General features: G+C 23.4%; 15 protein-coding genes. 2 read left to right on the forward strand and 13 right to left on the reverse strand.

Features of this window, described 5'->3' with window-relative positions:
• Positions 1 to 229: 229 nt before the first annotated feature.
• The 8 genes from IC758_RS17085 to IC758_RS17120 form a co-directional block, all read right to left on the reverse strand.
• On the reverse strand, positions 230 to 1,531 hold the full coding sequence (locus tag IC758_RS17085; protein ID WP_227835101.1) for a lanthionine synthetase LanC family protein: 1,302 nt from the start codon (positions 1,529 to 1,531) through the stop codon (positions 230 to 232).
• Positions 1,512 to 2,258 (reverse strand): flavodoxin family protein, encoded by a 747-nt coding sequence (locus tag IC758_RS17090; RefSeq protein ID WP_227835100.1) that lies wholly within the window; start codon positions 2,256 to 2,258, stop codon positions 1,512 to 1,514. The genes IC758_RS17085 and IC758_RS17090 overlap by 20 nt, the downstream gene beginning before the upstream one ends.
• Before the next feature lie 243 nt (positions 2,259 to 2,501).
• A complete protein-coding gene (locus IC758_RS17095) occupies positions 2,502 to 3,473 on the reverse strand; it encodes a CPBP family intramembrane glutamic endopeptidase (RefSeq protein ID WP_227860630.1) in 972 nt (323 codons plus the stop codon).
• Between the two features lie 217 nt (positions 3,474 to 3,690).
• On the reverse strand, positions 3,691 to 3,894 hold the full coding sequence (locus tag IC758_RS17100; RefSeq protein WP_227835098.1) for a hypothetical protein: 204 nt from the start codon (positions 3,892 to 3,894) through the stop codon (positions 3,691 to 3,693).
• A gap of 419 nt (positions 3,895 to 4,313) precedes the next feature.
• On the reverse strand, positions 4,314 to 4,511 hold the full coding sequence (locus tag IC758_RS17105) for a hypothetical protein (RefSeq protein ID WP_227835097.1): 198 nt from the start codon (positions 4,509 to 4,511) through the stop codon (positions 4,314 to 4,316).
• 57 nt (positions 4,512 to 4,568) lie between these two features.
• Complete coding sequence (locus IC758_RS17110; protein ID WP_227860631.1) at positions 4,569 to 7,655, reverse strand: lantibiotic dehydratase; 3,087 nt, start codon at positions 7,653 to 7,655, stop codon at positions 4,569 to 4,571.
• The gene (locus IC758_RS17115) at positions 7,642 to 9,399 is read right to left on the reverse strand and encodes an ABC transporter ATP-binding protein (RefSeq protein WP_227835095.1); all 1,758 of its coding nucleotides are present in this window, start codon (positions 9,397 to 9,399) and stop codon (positions 7,642 to 7,644) included. Before IC758_RS17115 ends, IC758_RS17110 begins: the two co-directional genes overlap by 14 nt.
• Before the next feature lie 48 nt (positions 9,400 to 9,447).
• A complete protein-coding gene (locus IC758_RS17120) occupies positions 9,448 to 10,758 on the reverse strand; it encodes a lanthionine synthetase LanC family protein (RefSeq protein WP_227835094.1) in 1,311 nt (436 codons plus the stop codon).
• A gap of 1,353 nt (positions 10,759 to 12,111) precedes the next feature.
• Between IC758_RS17120 and IC758_RS17125 the strand changes: the two genes are divergently transcribed.
• Both IC758_RS17125 and IC758_RS17130 read left to right on the forward strand, forming a co-directional pair.
• The gene (locus IC758_RS17125; RefSeq protein WP_227835093.1) at positions 12,112 to 12,699 is read left to right on the forward strand and encodes a hypothetical protein; all 588 of its coding nucleotides are present in this window, start codon (positions 12,112 to 12,114) and stop codon (positions 12,697 to 12,699) included.
• A gap of 1 nt (position 12,700) precedes the next feature.
• Positions 12,701 to 12,820, forward strand: a complete 120-nt coding sequence (locus tag IC758_RS17130) for a hypothetical protein (protein WP_227860632.1) — start codon at positions 12,701 to 12,703, stop codon at positions 12,818 to 12,820.
• A 249-nt stretch (positions 12,821 to 13,069) separates the two neighbouring features.
• On the opposite strand, the gene IC758_RS17135 is transcribed toward IC758_RS17130, so the two are convergent.
• From IC758_RS17135 to IC758_RS17155, 5 genes are all read right to left on the reverse strand, one after another.
• Positions 13,070 to 15,634 carry an ABC transporter permease gene (locus tag IC758_RS17135; protein WP_227860633.1) on the reverse strand — a complete coding sequence of 855 codons (2,565 nt, stop codon included), beginning with the start codon at positions 15,632 to 15,634 and terminating at the stop codon, positions 13,070 to 13,072.
• Positions 15,621 to 16,310, reverse strand: a complete 690-nt coding sequence (locus tag IC758_RS17140) for an ABC transporter ATP-binding protein (RefSeq protein WP_227433738.1) — start codon at positions 16,308 to 16,310, stop codon at positions 15,621 to 15,623. Before IC758_RS17140 ends, IC758_RS17135 begins: the two co-directional genes overlap by 14 nt.
• Before the next feature lie 298 nt (positions 16,311 to 16,608).
• Positions 16,609 to 17,673, reverse strand: a complete 1,065-nt coding sequence (locus tag IC758_RS17145; protein WP_227835090.1) for a sensor histidine kinase — start codon at positions 17,671 to 17,673, stop codon at positions 16,609 to 16,611.
• Entirely contained in the window at positions 17,663 to 18,355 is a 693-nt protein-coding gene (locus IC758_RS17150; protein ID WP_227824465.1) for a response regulator transcription factor, read from the reverse strand. Before IC758_RS17150 ends, IC758_RS17145 begins: the two co-directional genes overlap by 11 nt.
• Before the next feature lie 181 nt (positions 18,356 to 18,536).
• Entirely contained in the window at positions 18,537 to 18,950 is a 414-nt protein-coding gene (locus IC758_RS17155) for a cupin domain-containing protein (protein WP_227433735.1), read from the reverse strand.
• Positions 18,951 to 18,996: the final 46 nt, after the last annotated feature.

Genomic DNA, 18,996 nt, shown 5'->3' on the forward strand with positions numbered 1-18,996 from the left:
AAGCCAAAATCCTTATACTATATTCACTTACTCATATAAACATTATTACATTTTGCTCTAATACAGATTCTTGGTAATATTTTAACTTTATAAATATTGAAAAAATACAGTATAAGACAATTACATCCAAAAACATTAGAGCCTTCAGCTTCACACATATTTTGATAAACTAATTTAGTATAAAAGATGTAAAATTAAAAATTATATCTTTTATACTAAATTTTTTAATTTAAGATAAAAATAATAATTTCTCATAATCAGATTCTTTACTTAATATAGAAATTAATGATAAGATTATTCCAGTTGTTCCTTCTAAAAATGAAGTACTATCTATTATTGAATCATCTAATGTTTTAAAACCATACTTTAATGATGGTTCAAATAATTGAAATATTTCTTTCAAGGTCATATTAAGATTATACAAATAATCTTTATCATTAGTTTCTTTATACATTATTGTCATTACAGATAAAATACTACTGTGACCATGACATAAAATAGGTGTAGTCAAATAATACTCATCATATTTATATGTCAATAAATTCTTTAATATGTTATCATATTTCTTCACTAATTTATCATTTTTTAAGTTTAAAGAAGCATTTCTCAATCCCTTAGCTATGCTAATCCCTCCATAACACCACCTTGACATTGCAAAAGAATTGTAATTACTTTCTTCTTTTAAATAGTCTTCAATAGATAATTGTGATGGCCATTTATAATACCCATCATCTTTATTTAAAAATACATCATATAAGTTGAAAATTTTATCTATAGCCTTATCAATTTCTCTTATATTTTCAACCTTACTTTTCAATTTTGTTATTGAAATCAAAGGCGCTAACATACCATGAGCCATACCAAAATCTAAACTTCCTTCCGGGAATATATATTTATACTTTTCATTTATTAAATTTTCAGGTTTAATATGAAATCTTGGAACCATATATCCTTTATATTCATATTCAAGGCAAAGCGACATAAGATATTCCCCAAGTTTTATTATCTTAAAAAGATCTTCATCTCTCCATTTAAATTCTAAAAGATAGTTTAATACTCCTGATACTCCATATATTGAATCATAATCAGTATTTTTTGTATTTACATCAAATATATTATTACTTGTTAGAACTATAACTTTTTTATAACATTCATTTAGCAATAAATTATTTAGTGAGTATAAAAACTTCTCTAAAAGCCCAGTTTTTTTATTAAATAAATATACTGAGAAAGCCATATATCCTAAATCAGAATACATATAAGGATTTTTATAATTTTCAAATTCATATTCTAATTTATGTTTTATCCCTTTTGCTAAACTATATCCCATTTCTATATATTCTTCTCTACTCTCATTATTTATCAATGGCAAAAACTCTGAAATTGTAATTAAATAATCTTCATATCTAAATGGTGGTATATAATCATTTATATACTCTTCTTTTATAGACAACATATACCATTCAATAATGTATTTAATTTTCTCAAAATACTCATTTTCTAGTTCAATCTTACTTTTCTGTAAAATCATGATCTATACTCCTTTTTTTTATAGCGAATTCTTGAAATGAATCAGTTTTTTTTATCCAATTTTGATTCCAAAATTTTATTTCATTATGTTTTGATATTTTATTCTTATAGGCTTCGGATATATATTCTACTTTATAAGCTTTGAACAATCGCTCTAGATAATAATTAGAATATCCATAATTCTCTTGTGTCTTCTTTAATATATCCTTCGCTATCAAAGATGTTTTTTCATGAATTGAATCATTTATATTTAAAAAACTATAGCTCGATAATACCTTAACACCTAAGTGTTTAAGCATACTATCTAAATGCTCATTAACTTTTTCTGTTCCACCTTGATCTCCAACTGCTAAAGTAAAACCTAATTTTCCTGAAAGACTTAAGATATGACACTGATACGATAATCTATCTAAAAATGTTTTCATTATTCCAGGTACACTATCAACATATACAGGAGAAGTAAAAATTATAATATCTGCATTTTTCATATCTTCACGAATAAGAGTAAAATTATCAAAGTTATCCATTTCACAAAATCCATTTTTAAAACATTTTTGGCATCCAATACAGTACTTAATATCAAAATCACCTAATAAAATATTCTTATATTCATACCCTGAATTAAGTTTTATAAGTTCATCAAGTATTTTATCTGTAACTTTCTTTGTCTTGGAATTAGCATTATTTGAGCCAGTAATTGCTACAATATTCTTTTTAATAATAAACACCTCACATTAAAATTTTTCAATGAAAAATTTAGTATATCTAACTTTTTTAATTCAATAAAAAATTAATAATTTTTTGTATATTTAATGTAAATTTTAATAAAGTATAATATATTATTAAAATCATCTATAAACTAATTTCTTATACAATACTTTTAAATTTAAATATAGAATTATTTATTTTTCACTGTTATAATGAGTTTTCTATAAAAACATTTATTTGAAACTTTATTTTATATAAATTAGTTATAAATCTTTATTGTATTCTTTTGTGAGTAGAAATGGAATATAAAACAATAATATAAATATCAATCTTTTTATAATAGTATGATAACTAATGACCATTTCAGAGTCATTGAAAATGACACCTAAACTATTAATTAAAACATGAATTATAGAACAGTACCATATATTCTTAGTTTTCATATAAACATAACCTAAAAATATAGAAAGTCCAATACCATATATCAAATGGGCTATAGATCCAATTATTGGAGCTTTGGGACTATATAGTGTAAATTGTAATGGTAAATGCCATAAACTCCAACAGGTTCCTACCATTATAATACCTATTTTTTTACCAAATCTATCAAAAAAAATACTTTGTAAAAAATATCTCCAACCATATTCTTCAGATAAAAAAGGATAAATATATGTTAATGATACTATAGGAAGGAATATATAATTCAAGAAATTTTTATAATTAAATTGATTATCACTTATTATTACTCCAAAAACAATTTGAGAAAATATAAAATAAAAAATTAGTAAAATACCTATTTTAAAATTTTTCAAAATATGTAAACTTTTTATTCTAAAAGAATAGACAATAACGCATAAGCTACTTATTAAAATTAAACTAGAATTCACTAATTGAAATTGATTAATATTTATTAAATTTAATAATTCAATAATAAAAAAAAATAAATAGGTAATGAAAAATAATATTATTGATGAATAAAAATCATATTTATCATTAGTTCTTCCTTCTGTGTAAAATTTTGCAATAGAAACTGAAGATAATGGTAATATCATCATAAATCCAGCAAAACTTTCTTGAGCTATAGAGTCTCTAAAACATATTGATAGTAGACCTAATGAATAGGATAAACCATAAGTTATAGAAAAAAATATTATAGTTTGTATTTTTTTTCTTTTTTTTTCATTACTAATATATATTGGATTTAAAAAGTTTATCCATTTTGATTGTAAATTCAATAAACATAACCTCCCTTTTTAATTTTTTATAAAAAATAATGTATAAAAATCATTAAAATTAAATTGAAATCAAATGATGATATAACTGAGTCTAAATTTTTTATAATAATTATTAGAATACTTAGACTCAGCTATGTTTTTACTTATAGAGATATACTAATGTTATATTTATAACAAATGCTTTATAAAATTTACTTAATCATAAATGTTAATTAAATTATCTACCTGTACACTTACTTATCTTTGTAATATTACAATTACCACTCTCTCCACATGTAACTTTTGACATTACTGTTGTACAAGCTTGAAGTGATACATTTATACTAAAGCATATCTCTCCACCAGTTTTACGAGGCTCTGCATGTACCTCATTATTTTTATTTTCTTTTAAATCAATATCAAAATCATCAAATTTACCCATTTATATTCATCTCCTTGTATTTTTATATATTCATAAAGCACCTGTTACTTACATGATTACTATTTAAGTTTTTATAATTTCTTTTGTTTTTGAATTATTGTTATTCAAACTAGCAATTGTTAGAATAATTTGTTTATTAAATAACAATCAGTGATTTTTATATCTTAAATAAATTTTGATAAAATATATTGTACTACTAAAATATGTTTCTACATTTTATAAACTTTCTTTTAAGTATTATTGCTTAATAAAACTATTTAGTTAATCATTAAAATTGAATTGAAATTAACCAATGATATAGCTGAGCCTATTCATTACAAAACTCAAACTCAGCTATATTTTTACTTGTAAAGGACTACTAATACTATATTTATAACAAATGCTTTATAAAATTTATTTAATCATAAATGTTAATTAAATTATCTACCTGTACATTTACTTATCTTTGTAATATTACAATTACCACTCTCTCCACATGTAACTTTTGACATTACTGTTGTACAAGCTTCAAGTGATACATTTATACTAAAGCATACAGCACCAGTTAAACGAGGTTCTACATCATTACCATTTTTATTTTCTTTTAAATCAATATCAAAATCATCAAATTTACCCATTTACGTTCATCTCCTTGTATTTTTTATATATTTACAAAGCATTTGTTATTTACATGATTATTGTTTGTATTTTAATTGATTAATAATTTTATTAGTTGACAAAAAAGCTAATGATAAAATTCTTTTTTCATAATTTCTATTACCATGTAGACGATTGCAAAACATGTGTGATATTGATAAGAGTACATCTCTGAGATCATCAATATTAACAATTGATTCTTCATTGTAAATTAATTTTTTAAATTGAATTAGTTTATTTTTCCTATGTAGATATTCTTTTAACAACTGTTCTTCTTCCATAAATCCTTCAAATTTTTCATTTATAATATTTTCAACAAAGCTAACATAATTAAAGTCGTATTTATGAAAATTTTTTCTATATTCTAAGTCATCAAATATTCTTAACATTTCATATAGTTCTTCTAGATTTTGAGTTAATGTTTTTAAAATAGAAATCACTCCAAATAGATAAATTTTATCTAACTCTTCTTGATTTGAAGTATCAAAATGATTTAATAATGATATTACAAATTTACTATCAGATTCAAATAGTTCTTCAGCTTTACTAATAAGATTGAAACCTCCATACCTATTCGTTTCTCTCTCATAAACATCAAATATTACTTTATTAATCATTCCATCATTTTGTATTTGCTCTATCCAATTACTAATTATTGTTATATTATTTAAAGAACTTTCTTTGTTCTCAAATTTAAATCGTACTCTTAAATGTTCTCCTATAGTATCTGAATATCTGATGAAGAAAAATAAGTGTTTATCTAAATTAGGAATTAAATCATCTACAATAGAATTTAATATTTCTAGATCTCTATCTCCTATACCATAGAGTTTGAAATAAATCCACCCATCTGAAAATAAATTAAAACATCTATAATTATTTATTACTCTTTTACCTTGTCTTATTGGTTTAGTTTTTTTATAATTTTCTACCATAAATGTAAATACAAATTCTGACACATAGTTATTGTTATTCTCATCAGTTACTATGCTCCCATCAATAAGATTACTTTCAACTTCACAAAGTTCAATTACTTTATTTTTTCTTAATGAAGATAATACTATTTCACTATATATCTCCTTTTCCAAATTTATCAATAAACGATTATCATCATTTTTTAAATAAACAAATTTATCAATAGAAAACTTATTTATGTATACTTTTAACTCAGAGTGAAATTTAGAACGATTCTCTATTGAAAAATCATGAGAGTTTAATATCCATGTCTTAGGAAAAACTATGACCTTTCCAATTTTTATTCTTGGTATGTAAAATCTGTTAATATTTTTGAACATATATATCCTAGATAAAAAGTGATTATTATAGTTACTTGTTATACGATATAAAATATATGCTACATCATTTATTAAGTTTGGATTTATCATATTATCTAATACAAACTTTATTTTTTTATTATCTTTGTACTTAATATAAAATAAATCATTATCATCTATACCTACCGATAAATCTGCTATGTTAATATCTGAATCAATACTTTTAGAAGGAAATCCACAGTTTATATAATGCTCATAATTTCTTGTTTTATTGAATATATTAGTAATCCTTCCATAAGAGTTTATTTCTTTTATTTCTGCTATTATATGATCATTATCAATTATTTCATTTTTTTCATCATATATATTCCTATGCTCCTCAAATAATTTTTCATCTAAAACTTCTTCAAATCTTTGAAACATAGCACCCCCTTCGATACTCCCACTGTTAGGACCAAGAAAGTAATTATATTTGTTCATTTTATCTTGTGTTATAAAAATATTTAAATCAAATGATATAGGTAAATCAATACATGACTTAATATCATCTTTTATATCATTTTCTTCTATTACTATTTCATCATTATGATTTAGTTGATATAAGCTTAACTTTTTATCTAATAAATCATTTATTTTTTCTTCTCTTTCAGACATTATATTATTATAATCATTTTTATATCTAAATTTATTTATTGCATTAAAACCATTAGAGTCAATAAATTCTATAAAAGAAATTTCTGTATTAGACCCATATTTTTCTTGGAATTCTTGTTCTAAATGTTTATTCTCATTTATATACTTCTTATCAACATATAAGTATTTAAAAATATTTACAAATTCTTCTAAATCTTTTTTTATATTAAGATTGATTGAATTATTATTAAATTTAATCCCAGTATTCAACATTAAGTATGAATTTACTTTATGTATACTTTCCATTATAGAAAAAATACTATTAATATTATTTAAATTACAATTATTATAAAGAAATATTAAATAATCCAGTTCCTTTAATTTTGATAAAATTATTTTTTTCTCTTCATTTAATTCTATTAACTCAAGTTTCGAAATTAGTTTTTTTAATGGGTTTGAAGTCAACAAATCGGTTCTCAACTCAGTTAGTATAAATTCACTTTTTATAAGTTTAATGATAGTATCATAAACAATTGATTCGTCAATTCCTTCATACATATCCAATATAGATGAACATAGTTCATTAAAACTTTTAAAAGATTTTAGTTCTTCCTTAATCTGTTTTACTAAGTTTGAATATTTAATGTTATTTCTATTTATGTTATTTTCATTACCTAAGTTAGAGCAATAGGGATTTTTAAATCTATTTCCATATTTATAACATAATGGATTTATTTTTAAGTTAAGTTGAATTAAGATATCTCTATCACTTTCAAATAAATTAACTATATAGTGAAACCAAGAATTATCAACACTAATTTTTTTAACTACTAAATCCTTAGATATACTTATTAATTTATTTTTCTCATTTTCATTTTCACCAGTAAATTTTGCTAATCCAACCTTACTAAGTCCTCCAAATGGAGTCGGTCTTGATGATGATCTTATCAAATATTTCAAAATACTTTCATTATATTTCCTTATTTTTTTTTGTTTACCTTCTTCTTTATTAATAGTATATTTTTTAAAAGAATCATATAAATTTTTACTTGATATAAGTAAATTCTCTCCAAAAAAATCGTATAAATTATAATCCTGAATTAGTTTTTCTACATTTTCATTATATTTGCTATCCAATTCTGAGTATATGTTTATTGGCAAAGATGGTGTTCTCACCATGAAAACATCATGACATTTATATATATTAGCATTCTCCATAAAAAACATCTCCTTCTAATTGTATTTTATAAAGCTTTGAATACAAATCCCCATATTTCAATAAGCTTTCATGTGTTCCTTGCTCTATAACAATGCCACTATCCATGACTATTATTTCATCAACTTTCTTTACAATATTTATGAATCTGTGAGTTACTATTATCCCTATTTTATTTTCAAAAACTTCAGAATATAAATTCGATAAGCTATTTTCAGTTAGAGGATCCAAACTAGAATTTGGTTCATCTAGCAAATATACATCTGCATCTTTAACAAAAGTTCTTGCTAATGCAACTCTATGCCATTGTCCCATTGAAATTTGTTTTCCAGAATCAAACCAATATCCCAGTTGAGTATCATATTTATCATTCTCACCCTCTAAAATCTTATTTAAATCAAATCTATTTGTTATCTTGTCTAAATTTATATCATTATCAATTAGATTTAAATTTCCATAGTAAATATTTTCTCTGAATGTTGCTTCAAATCTTAGAAAGTCTTGAAATAAAAAACCCATTTTTTCTCTATATGAATCCATATCTATATCTCTAAGACTAATTCCATCAATTAAAATTTCACCTTTATAATCGAAATAGTATCCCATTATTAATTTTCCCAGAGTAGTTTTTCCACTTCCATTTAAACCTACAATTGCATAAGATTTTCCTTTTTCTAAAACTAGGTTTATATCCTTTAATATATAATCTTGTTTCTCTTTATATTTGAAAAACACGTTTTTTAATTCAATCTTTTTGATAGAATCTATTTTTGTTAAATCTTTTTTTACTTGAAAATCAACTTCATCTGTCATATCTAAAAGTTCAAAAAACATATCTACATATAAACTGTTTTCTTTCAATGTTGTCATTGAATTCAAAAATTTCTTAATATTATCTTTAATATTCATTATTAATTTTGTATATGTAATAACATCACCTATTAATATAATTCTAATTATTCCATAATATATTATTATTACAAATAATATACCATCAATAATTTCTTCTAATACATTTAAAATTGACATTTTAGTTAATCTTTCTTTTGCCAATGTTAGATCTTGTTTATTAAACTTAATTTTATATGTAGTGTACTTTTTTATAAAATAAGAAAATAAATTGTTTATTTTCAATTCTTTGAAAGCATCTCCATTGGTAATTAAATAACTATAATACCATGACTTTCTATATTCATTTGTTCTATTTCTAATAATATTATATTGTTTAATATTAAGTTTGTTTATGATAAAATATTTTATAATAGGTATAATTATAATAAAAGGCATCATCCAAATATTGAAACTCATAAATTTCAAAATATATAAAATACTAGTTGTTGATATAGTTATCAGTTCAATCATAGTACTAATCATAAGTATAATTTTATCATTAATTTCTGATTGAGCTCTATTGAACTTGTCATATACATCACTATCTTCAAAGTCTTTTAGTGATAGTTTTGATGCTTTTCTTAAAATCAAGTTTTCTAAATGCAAATTAAATTTTAATCCAAATTTGCTATTATAATAACTTAACAACATCTCTAGTATAGAGAGTACCAAATTAATAATCAAATATAAAACTACAATAGAGAAAATCTTTTCTAGATTCTTATTACCTATTTGTAATAAATTAATTATCTCTTGCATTAAATTTATAGATAATAATGGTATAATTGATAAAATTACTGAAGATATTAGACTTATAAAGATAAATTTTTTATCAGTTTCTAAAATTAAGTTCATTATTTGTTTCATTTTTAAGATTTTTAGTTTAATAATAATCACTTCCATTTAATCAATAAGTAGTAATTTACAATAACTTAAATTGTTATTAAATAAATTTAGAAAAGATAAAACTATTCCAGTTCTGCCTTCTAATAATGAAAAATCATACTTAAATCCTTCTCTAAATATGTTATTATCATCCATTAATATTTTATAATCTTTCTCAATCATTAAGTTGTTATTATTGTATAAGCTTTCTATTTTTTTTAAAATATTACTTATCTGTTTTAAATATTGACAATCACTTGTCTCATAGTAGCATTGTAAAATCTGACAAAGAACTCCTGCATATCCATGGCATAATGAAGGACTTAATAAATTATGTTCATCTATATTTATTATTGATATGTTATATAAACATTCCAAATATCTTTTTTTATTTTTTTCTGATAAATCATAATATTCTAGAGTTTTATAAAGACATCTATATATGCTAAAATTACCATAACACCAACTTGAATTCATTACAAAGTATTTTACAACTGTCTTATTTAAATATTCATCCATAGAAATTTGAGATGGCCAAAATTCTAATCCATTCTTCTTGATTTTAAAATGTTCATTATTATATAATGAATAAATTGTCTTTATAGAATCTTCTATTTCACTAACAATAAAACCTAAAGAATAAGCTTTTGATATTGCAACTAATGGAGCTATAATACCATGAGATAATCCAAAATTTAAAGATCCATTTTTAAACTTAGAATTTTCTTTTTCAAGATTAGTTAAAGAATCAAATTTTGAAATAAAATAATTAATAAATTCATTATCGTATAAAGAAAGATAAACCAAATATCTAACTATATATTTAATTTTCTTTATATCACAATCTAAAATAAAATTACAATCAAGCAAATAATATAAATTCCCTGAAATACCTGATATTAAATCATATTTATCAACACATAAATCTTGATGGTAATATTTTTTTACATTTTCATAAACTTCATTTAATAGTATGTTATTTAAAGTATTAGAAAATTTTTTCAAATTACCAGTAATATTACTATATGAATTTACACAAAAACATGTGTATCCAAAACCTGATAGCATTCCTAAAGATTTATATATCCCATATTTTTCTAAATCTTCTTTTATGTACTTGCATAAGAAATATCCTATTTCATCAAAAATTTCTTTTTCATTTGAATTAAATAAAAAAAATCCATCTGCAATAGATAATAATATACTTTCTGCATAATTGAGATTTAAACTTTTATTAATGAACTGTTTCTTTATCTCATCGAAATATAAGTTTATAAAGTTTATAACTCTATTTTTAGATTCCAAATCAATAAATCTATATATTTCCAATAAACCCCTCCCTATTCTTAAGATTCATATAAAAATCATTTTTATGAAATCAGTTTACTATTTTTTTTTACTCATTACAATACTTTTTTATATACAAAAAAATATAATAAAAAACATATTATATTCATTTTTTCAAAATATTCAAAAAATGCATTGTATTCTTGTTATTTTGAAGCAAAAATAATTTGTACATAATTTTATTATTATTTAATAGCCTTATTATAACTAATCAAATAATTATTCAATATTTATTTTTCTTTTTTATATTTAATATTTATTTTCATCTACATAAACTTTTAACATAATTTTTTCGAAATCTTTTTTTCATTTTTCAACAATATACTATTAATATTTTATTTTTTTTACAATCTATTCTATTATAATAGAATAGATTTAATTAAAAATAAAACAATTATAATCATAAATATATAATACATAACTTTTATATATAAAAATTTTGTATAATTAGTACCTGAATTTTACTTATTTTACAAAATTTATATTCATAACTAACATAGTTCTTATGTTAAAGATAGATATTCAGCAAATATTTTATCTAAACCATATAATCCAAATCATTTATTTTATTTTTATTCTTTTATTTTATAAATTTATATTCATAAAATAATTATTAAATTTTTATTTTTATTTTAAATAAATATCAAAATAAAATTATATATTTTATTTTTTTATTAACTGTATCTAATTTATAACTATTTCTTATTTTCTGTATTTGAAATAATAGCATTCATAACTATTAATTATTTTACTCGTTTTCATTCTAAATAACTTACTTTTTTATTCTATTTCTTTAAAGTTAAAAACTAGATGAGATATTATATATTCATCTTTATTATGTAATTTATATTTATTCCACTTTATAAAAGCATTTGTTGTGAAATTTAATGGGCAATATTTATAAATGTATAGATTGTTAATTTCACAATTAGAATAATTCTATTAACTTTTTATGAATTAGAAACACCTAATATATTTATATTTCTAAGCGCTATAGCATAACGATATACTTTACTAGGATAATCATAAAGATCATCATCTAAATTGGCGTATATACCTATACCTCATCTAATATTATATAATACAAAATCTCTTCTCAATAAGTTTTTAAACTTAGGATTATTTTCATTAATATCACACTTTAAAGTATCTTTATCAATATCAAAAGAATCAAAAATAACATTTATTCATGAAAAAGGAAAGAAAAAGTCTATTGTTCAAAAACATATCAAGCAATTAAATAATTATATTGATAGATTTTAAAAATATACTAAAGATCTTCATATAATGGGTTAACGAAATAGTTATTCTAAAACAGATAATGATGTAACTTTTATGAGAATGAAAAATGGACAACTGAAACCAGCATATAATATACAATTTGCTGTAAATTCAGAATATATGGTTTGGGTAAGTTTAGTACATCAACTTACTAATACTACAGCATTAATACCATTTTTAAAATTTATTGATGACTATACTAAGTTTAAATATCCTAAAATAATAGCTGATGCTGGATATGAAGTTGAGGAAAACTATACATTTTTAGAGCGTAATGATCAATTATCTTTCATAAAACCTACAAATTATGAAATTAGTAAAACTAGAATATATAAAACTGATATTGGACATATTGATAATATAGACTATAATGAAGCAAATGATTATTATATTTGTAAAAATAGTAAAAAATTATTTGCTCATAAAATAATAAATAGGAAATCAAAAACAGGCTATAAAAGTGAAATAACTTGTCACACTTTTAAAGAATACCATAATTCTCAGTATAAAAGCAGTTGTCTCAAGAAGAATAATAGCAAAATTCCTCTTGAGAATAAAACTAGGAACTTACAAGTGTCTAAGTTATTTCATGAAAAAAGAAAACTTAAATATAATTATGAGCCCAGAGGGATGTCAGCTTAGAATGAATAGAAGTATACAAGCAGAAGGATCTTTCGCTCAAGTAAAGCAAAATATGAAATTTAGAAGATTTTTAAGCCAATGTAAAAAAATGTTTTATCAAAATACATTATTGTGTTGTTAACTCATAACATTTCTAAACTGCACAATAAAATAGTAAAAAACAAATGTGTAATATATATCCATCATTAAAAAAAGCATTCTAAATGTATTATTATAAGCAAAAAAGAGCTATCACAGAACAAATTTAACGTGCTAATGCGACATCCTCTTTCTATTGTGCATATAAAAAAATATTTTTTTATGCTACATTTAATTATTATTTAGCTTGAATTATATTTAACCATTATTCAGTTTCTATTATATTTAATTATTATTCAGCTTCCCTAATTCTTTCAACAATACTATCCTTAGAAACATTATGATAAACTATTAAAGGCACTATAGACGTTATCAAAAATACTATTAATATACTTATTATAAGCGCCCCTAATGGATAAGCATACACAGAATATCTTAATTTCATAATATTAAACCCTAAAAATGTTGCGATACTTCCAAAAGTAAGATTTACAATAGTTATTATCACCCCATAATAAAAACCTTCAAGCATTATCATTCTTTGAAGCTGTTTTCTTGTCATTCCTACTGCCTCAATCATTGCAAACTCTTGTTTACGAGACATTATATTTGTTATCATAGTATTTATAAAGTTTAGCACTCCAATCAATCCTATTATAAATACCGCACTCATACCTACAATCTTTATAACCTTTTGACTCTCTCTTGCCTCTTCTATATAGATATTTTTTGAATAAACTTTTGTATATGGATTATTGTATTTCTTATTCAAATTATTTATTTTATTTTCAACAGACTTCACATCACCATTTATATCAATTACCAGATTTTCTATATATGGCTTTATAACCATATTTTTAAAGTCATTTTCATTAATGTACATCCCCATATTAAAATTTTGTGCACCATCAAAAACTGCCATGACTTTAAACTCTTTATCTATATATCCTTTCCCTATAGTATCTCCTTTTAAATATCTAAACTTAATTTTATCTCCTGCTTTTATTTTACTTCCTTCATGCCCAGTAATTACTACATATCCACCTTCATCAAATTTTTTCTCATCTATAGAACCTGACAGTATTTTAGAATTCTTTTGAGAATATATAATATTGTTTTTTGATAGTTTACTTAATAATCTACCTGAAGATAATCCAACTGTATCTGAGGCTAAAAAACCATTATTTTCTGCAATTTCTTTTGGGTCTCTGCCCTGAAGAAATTGCTTTTTATATTCTTCATCTACTTTTTGAGTCAATATCTCATCTTTTAAATCTCCTTCATAAACTATATAACTTAAATCCTTGTACACCTTACTTACATTACTCACTCCATCAAGATTCTTAATATCTTTTATAAGATTTTCGTCAATTGGAGCAACTTCGTTATCTTCAGATTTAGCAGTGTCTGCAAGTCCATGACGTATTTCTATATCCCCTAACATCATACCTTCAGCAGCTCTTTCTGGATTAGAGCTACTTATAATTGCAGATACAGTCAAAAATATTATACAACTTAGTGACATAGAAACTAAAACTAAAATAGCTTTGCGTCTATTTCTAAACACATTTGCAAATGCCATCTTATGAATTTTAGAACCACTTTTCCCTCTTTTAGACTTACGTTTAATCTTATTACTTTTATCACTATATCTTACAGCATCTATAGGAGATACAGAACTTACAATCTTAGCAGGTTTTTTGCATGACAATCTAACAGTTACATATGAAAATACAACGGCAAATACAAATATTAACGGATTAAAATATTCAAATGCAGTTTTATTTAATCCATCCATAAACTTACCAACTAGAGGAACAAACACTATTCCTATTAAAAATCCCAATAATAAACCTATTGGTATAGCTATTATACATAATCTATTAGCTTGTTTAATAATCAATTTTTTTAATTGATATGGAGATGTTCCTATTGTTTTTAATAATCCATAATATTTTATATCTTTAACAACTGAAATATAAAAAATATTATAAATTAATAAATATCCACTTAAAAGTATAAGCATTACAATTAAGATTATTGGTAATACATTTTTAACAACTTCTTTGAAAGTAGTTGCTTGTTTACTTAAATATATAGGATTTATAGTTGATTTTCCTGAATAAGGTTGGATTTTCTCAGTTAGTTTATCAAATTTAGACTGCAAATCTTTATCATTAAAAAAATTAAAGGATACACTTGTAGGAGCTACTTCATTTGTTTTTTTGTAATTATCATAGAAAGCTTCACTCGTAAATACATCATGAAGAGGTATTGCTGTAGCTGTTTTGTATTCAAAATATCCAACTAGTTTAAATTTGAACGTTTCTTTTTCATTAGTTAGTACCCCATCTTTAGTTTTTGGAATTATTAATTTTACTTCAGCACCTATTTTATGAGGTATATCTAACATATCTAATATCTTTGTAGGCATGACTATTTCATCATTATTTTTTGGTAAACTCCCTTCAATCATCTCTACATTTGCAGCATTTTCAAGACTTTTTTTATCATAAACGGTTAAATTCACTGTCTGAGTTGAAAACTCTGGATTTTTTAAACTTGCTATGTTTTTTACTATTCCAATACTGTTTTTGTCTACTGAACTATCTTTTTTTATAATTTCAATTTGCCTATTACTTAAAGCTTGAAATTGAACATGGTTCTTTGTCCCATATTCCATAGCTTTGTAACTATTAAAAGCGTCCAACATACTATATCCCACTGTAAACAATGATGTAAACAAAACTGTTGTCAATACTATTGCAAGCACTGAAACTATATTTCTCATTTTATTTGTTTTGAAACTTCTATTACTTAACTTTTTTATAATTTCCTTATTGTTATTCTGTAACATTGTTCTCACCTCTATTTACAACTTTTCCATCCTCAATCCTTATAATTCTATCAGCCATTTGAGCAATTTGTTCATTATGAGTTATCATAATTATAGTTTGGCTAAACTTATTACTAGTAACTTTTAAAAGTCCTAGCACATCTTGTTCTGTTTTGCTATCTAAATTACCTGTTGGTTCATCAGCTAGTATTATTGATGGTTTTGTTGCTAAAGCTCTTGCAATAGCTACTCTCTGTTGCTGTCCTCCTGATAGATTATTTGGTAGGTCATCCACTTTTTGACTTAATCCTAAAACTTCTATTATCTCATCTATATATTTAGTGTCTATTTTACATCCATCAAGTTCTATAGGTAATACTATATTTTCATAAACATTTAGTATTGGAACTAAATTATAATTTTGAAATATAAAGCCTACATTACGTCTTCTAAATATTGTAAGTTCTTCATCATCCATAGCAAATATATCATTATTATCAACAATTACTTTTCCATCACTTGCTCTATCAAGTCCCCCTATCATATGTAACAAGGTACTTTTTCCACTACCTGAAGTCCCAACTATAGCTACAAACTCCCCTCTATTTATACTTATATTTATTCCATCTAAAGCTTTTACTATATTTTCACCTTTTCCATAATATTTTTTTAAATTATTAGTCTCCAGTATTTTCATAATCAAATCTCCCTCTTACTTTATTTTATATATTTTTTAATTGTATATTAAACTTTCACGCTTATTGATTCCTTACTTAGATATTATCATGTAAGCCCCTATCCAATCCTCACAGTGCTGTTATATTTTAGATATGAATTATAACAATTTTGAGATATTTTGTGATATTTATTGAAGTGAAACTAAAAATAGTGCATATAATGTTATCTAATAAACACTATATACACTACTTCTAAGAATTTTTGATTTTATTTTCAAGTTATATATTATAAACATCAATTTTAAATAAATGCTAAGTCTAATTTTTCATATAAATATTAAATGTAGTTCCAATATTTTTTTGAGAATCTACTTTTATATATCCATTCTGTTTATTTATAATTTCTCTTGCTAAGTACAATCCAACTCCAATACCTTCTATATTCCCAACTTCTCTACTTCTATAGAACCTTTTAAATATATTGTTTATTTCACTCTCATCTATACCCATTCCATTGTCACTTATGATAATTTTAGTGAATATATCCATTTTATCAGTCTTTATACTTATCTTTCCTTCCTCATTGGTATACTTTACTGCATTTTCTATAATATTAAATAAAGCTTCACTAGTCCACTTTTTATCGTGACAAACTTCAATTTTATCATCTAAATCAATTTCTAGTAATATATTTTTTTCTTCTAATTTTAAAAAGACTCCACTTAATGCACTTGCAATAGTATCACTTATTCTGCTTTTAGTCGTATTCAAAGATATAATACCAGTTTCTAACCTAGAAATTTTTATAAGTGCTTTTCCCAGCCAGTCCAATTTATTTACCTGACTTTGCATGTTTTCTAAAAACAATACTTGATTCTTTCTATCTAACTCTTTTTGTATTAGAGTCTCATTATACATAGATATATTAGCTATTGGTATTTTTATTTGATGCGATATATCTGATATTAAAGTTTTTATATTTTCTTTTTCCTCTGAATACTTGCTGTTTTTAACTTCCATAACCTCTATCATATATTTAATTTTATTTTGAACTTTTGCAGTTAAAGTATCTTTATTTAAATCAAAGTGCATATTTTTATTACCCGATATAAATTCATCTATGTTATATATGATATTGCTACTAAATTCAACTATGTCTTTTCTTATTTTATATACAAAAAATAACGATATAAAAAACATAGTAAATATAAAAATTAAAATTATACAATTAATATTTACAATAAATTCAGCTAAGTCAGGATGCACATATAAAATTTTGTTAGTTTGCATTCTTATTATTATTAAGGATAAACATGACACTATGAAATATATAATAGAAATGTTCTTGTAATAGTTCTTATTTAAACTTTTATTATTTTTCATCTTGTTCACCAACCCACATATAACCTATTCCATAAATAGTTCTTATGTACTTATGCTTTGATGTTTTCTGGTCTATTCTCTTTCTCAATCTATTTATATTTACAGTCAATGCATGTTCTTCCATATACTCACTATCATTGTCCCATATTGCATCTATCAATGCTTGTCTTGTAACTATTTCATTTTTATGTTGCACCAATTTCTTTAGAATTCTATATTCTATAGGTGAAAGGATTATATTTTCGCTATTTCTAGTTACAGTCATATTATCAAAATTAAATTCAAATTCTCCCTCAAATAAGACCTCTTCTTGTATTTCAACATTACATCTTCTAAGCAGTGCTTTTATTCTTTGTATCAATATGTTTATACTAAATGGCTTTGTTATGTAATCATCTGCTCCTATCTTAAATCCATTTACAATATCAGATTCCATATCACATGCTGTCAAAAACAGAATACCTACTTTTGAACTAGCTCTTATTTCTTTGCACAAGTCAAATCCATTTCCATCAGGAAGATTTACATCTAATATCATTAAATCTATTTTTTCTTTCTCAAATTTCTCTTTAGCTTCTTTTAGACTATATGTTGGTACAACTCGAAATCCATCACTTTGTAAGTTAAAACATATACCATTATTAAGCATAATATCATCTTCTACAACCATTATAGTTTCCATTTTATTTCCTCCATATTTTTTATACACATTAAATCATTGAGTTTCCTATTTTATTATACTAATTTTATTTTCTAAAAAACTATTATTCTCTTAAGTTTTCATTAATTCAAAATAAAAAGAGTGTATATTTAGTAATTTTAACTAATATACACTCTTCATTTTTTATAAGTTTATAAATATTCTATTTTAGTTTACCATAGTCTTCATCAGATACAGGCTCCAACCATTCATTGAAGGCTCCCTCTGCTGGTACTTCTACAGCTAGATGCTGAAACCAACTATCTGGTGCAGCTCCATGCCAGTGTTTTACATCTGGTGGTATATTAACTACATCACCTGCATGCAATTCCTGAGCTGGTTTTCCAAACTCTTGATAATATCCTCTACCTCCAGTTACAAGTAAAATCTGTCCACCCTTATGATGTATGTGCCATGAATTGATTGTAGAAGGAGCAAAAGTCACATTACCAATTCCCACACCCTTAGTAGTAAGCATATTTAAATAACATTCTCCTGTAAAATACTGTGCAAATGCTTTGTTTTCTTCCCCAATAGGGAAAACTGCTCCTGTACCTAAATCTCTTTCTCTATCCATATTTAATACCTCCTATGCCTTGCTTAACTATTCTTACATTTTTAGT

It is taken from the genome of Clostridioides sp. ES-W-0016-02 (assembly GCF_020641035.1).
Taxonomy (GTDB): domain Bacteria; phylum Bacillota; class Clostridia; order Peptostreptococcales; family Peptostreptococcaceae; genus Clostridioides.

Coding starts and splice junctions, on each gene's coding strand:
- IC758_RS17140 (WP_227433738.1), bottom strand. CDS start 16,310: ATGAAAATACTGGAGACTAATAATTTAAAAAAATATTATGGAAAAGGT.
- IC758_RS17125 (WP_227835093.1), top strand. CDS start 12,112: ATGAGAATGAAAAATGGACAACTGAAACCAGCATATAATATACAATTT.
- IC758_RS17115 (WP_227835095.1), bottom strand. CDS start 9,399: ATGAACTTAATTTTAGAAACTGATAAAAAATTTATCTTTATAAGTCTA.
- IC758_RS17135 (WP_227860633.1), bottom strand. CDS start 15,634: ATGTTACAGAATAACAATAAGGAAATTATAAAAAAGTTAAGTAATAGA.
- IC758_RS17105 (WP_227835097.1), bottom strand. CDS start 4,511: ATGGGTAAATTTGATGATTTTGATATTGATTTAAAAGAAAATAAAAAT.
- IC758_RS17100 (WP_227835098.1), bottom strand. CDS start 3,894: ATGGGTAAATTTGATGATTTTGATATTGATTTAAAAGAAAATAAAAAT.
- IC758_RS17150 (WP_227824465.1), bottom strand. CDS start 18,355: ATGGAAACTATAATGGTTGTAGAAGATGATATTATGCTTAATAATGGT.
- IC758_RS17110 (WP_227860631.1), bottom strand. CDS start 7,655: ATGGAGAATGCTAATATATATAAATGTCATGATGTTTTCATGGTGAGA.
- IC758_RS17145 (WP_227835090.1), bottom strand. CDS start 17,673: ATGAAAAATAATAAAAGTTTAAATAAGAACTATTACAAGAACATTTCT.
- IC758_RS17130 (WP_227860632.1), top strand. CDS start 12,701: ATGAATAGAAGTATACAAGCAGAAGGATCTTTCGCTCAAGTAAAGCAA.
- IC758_RS17085 (WP_227835101.1), bottom strand. CDS start 1,531: ATGATTTTACAGAAAAGTAAGATTGAACTAGAAAATGAGTATTTTGAG.
- IC758_RS17155 (WP_227433735.1), bottom strand. CDS start 18,950: ATGGATAGAGAAAGAGATTTAGGTACAGGAGCAGTTTTCCCTATTGGG.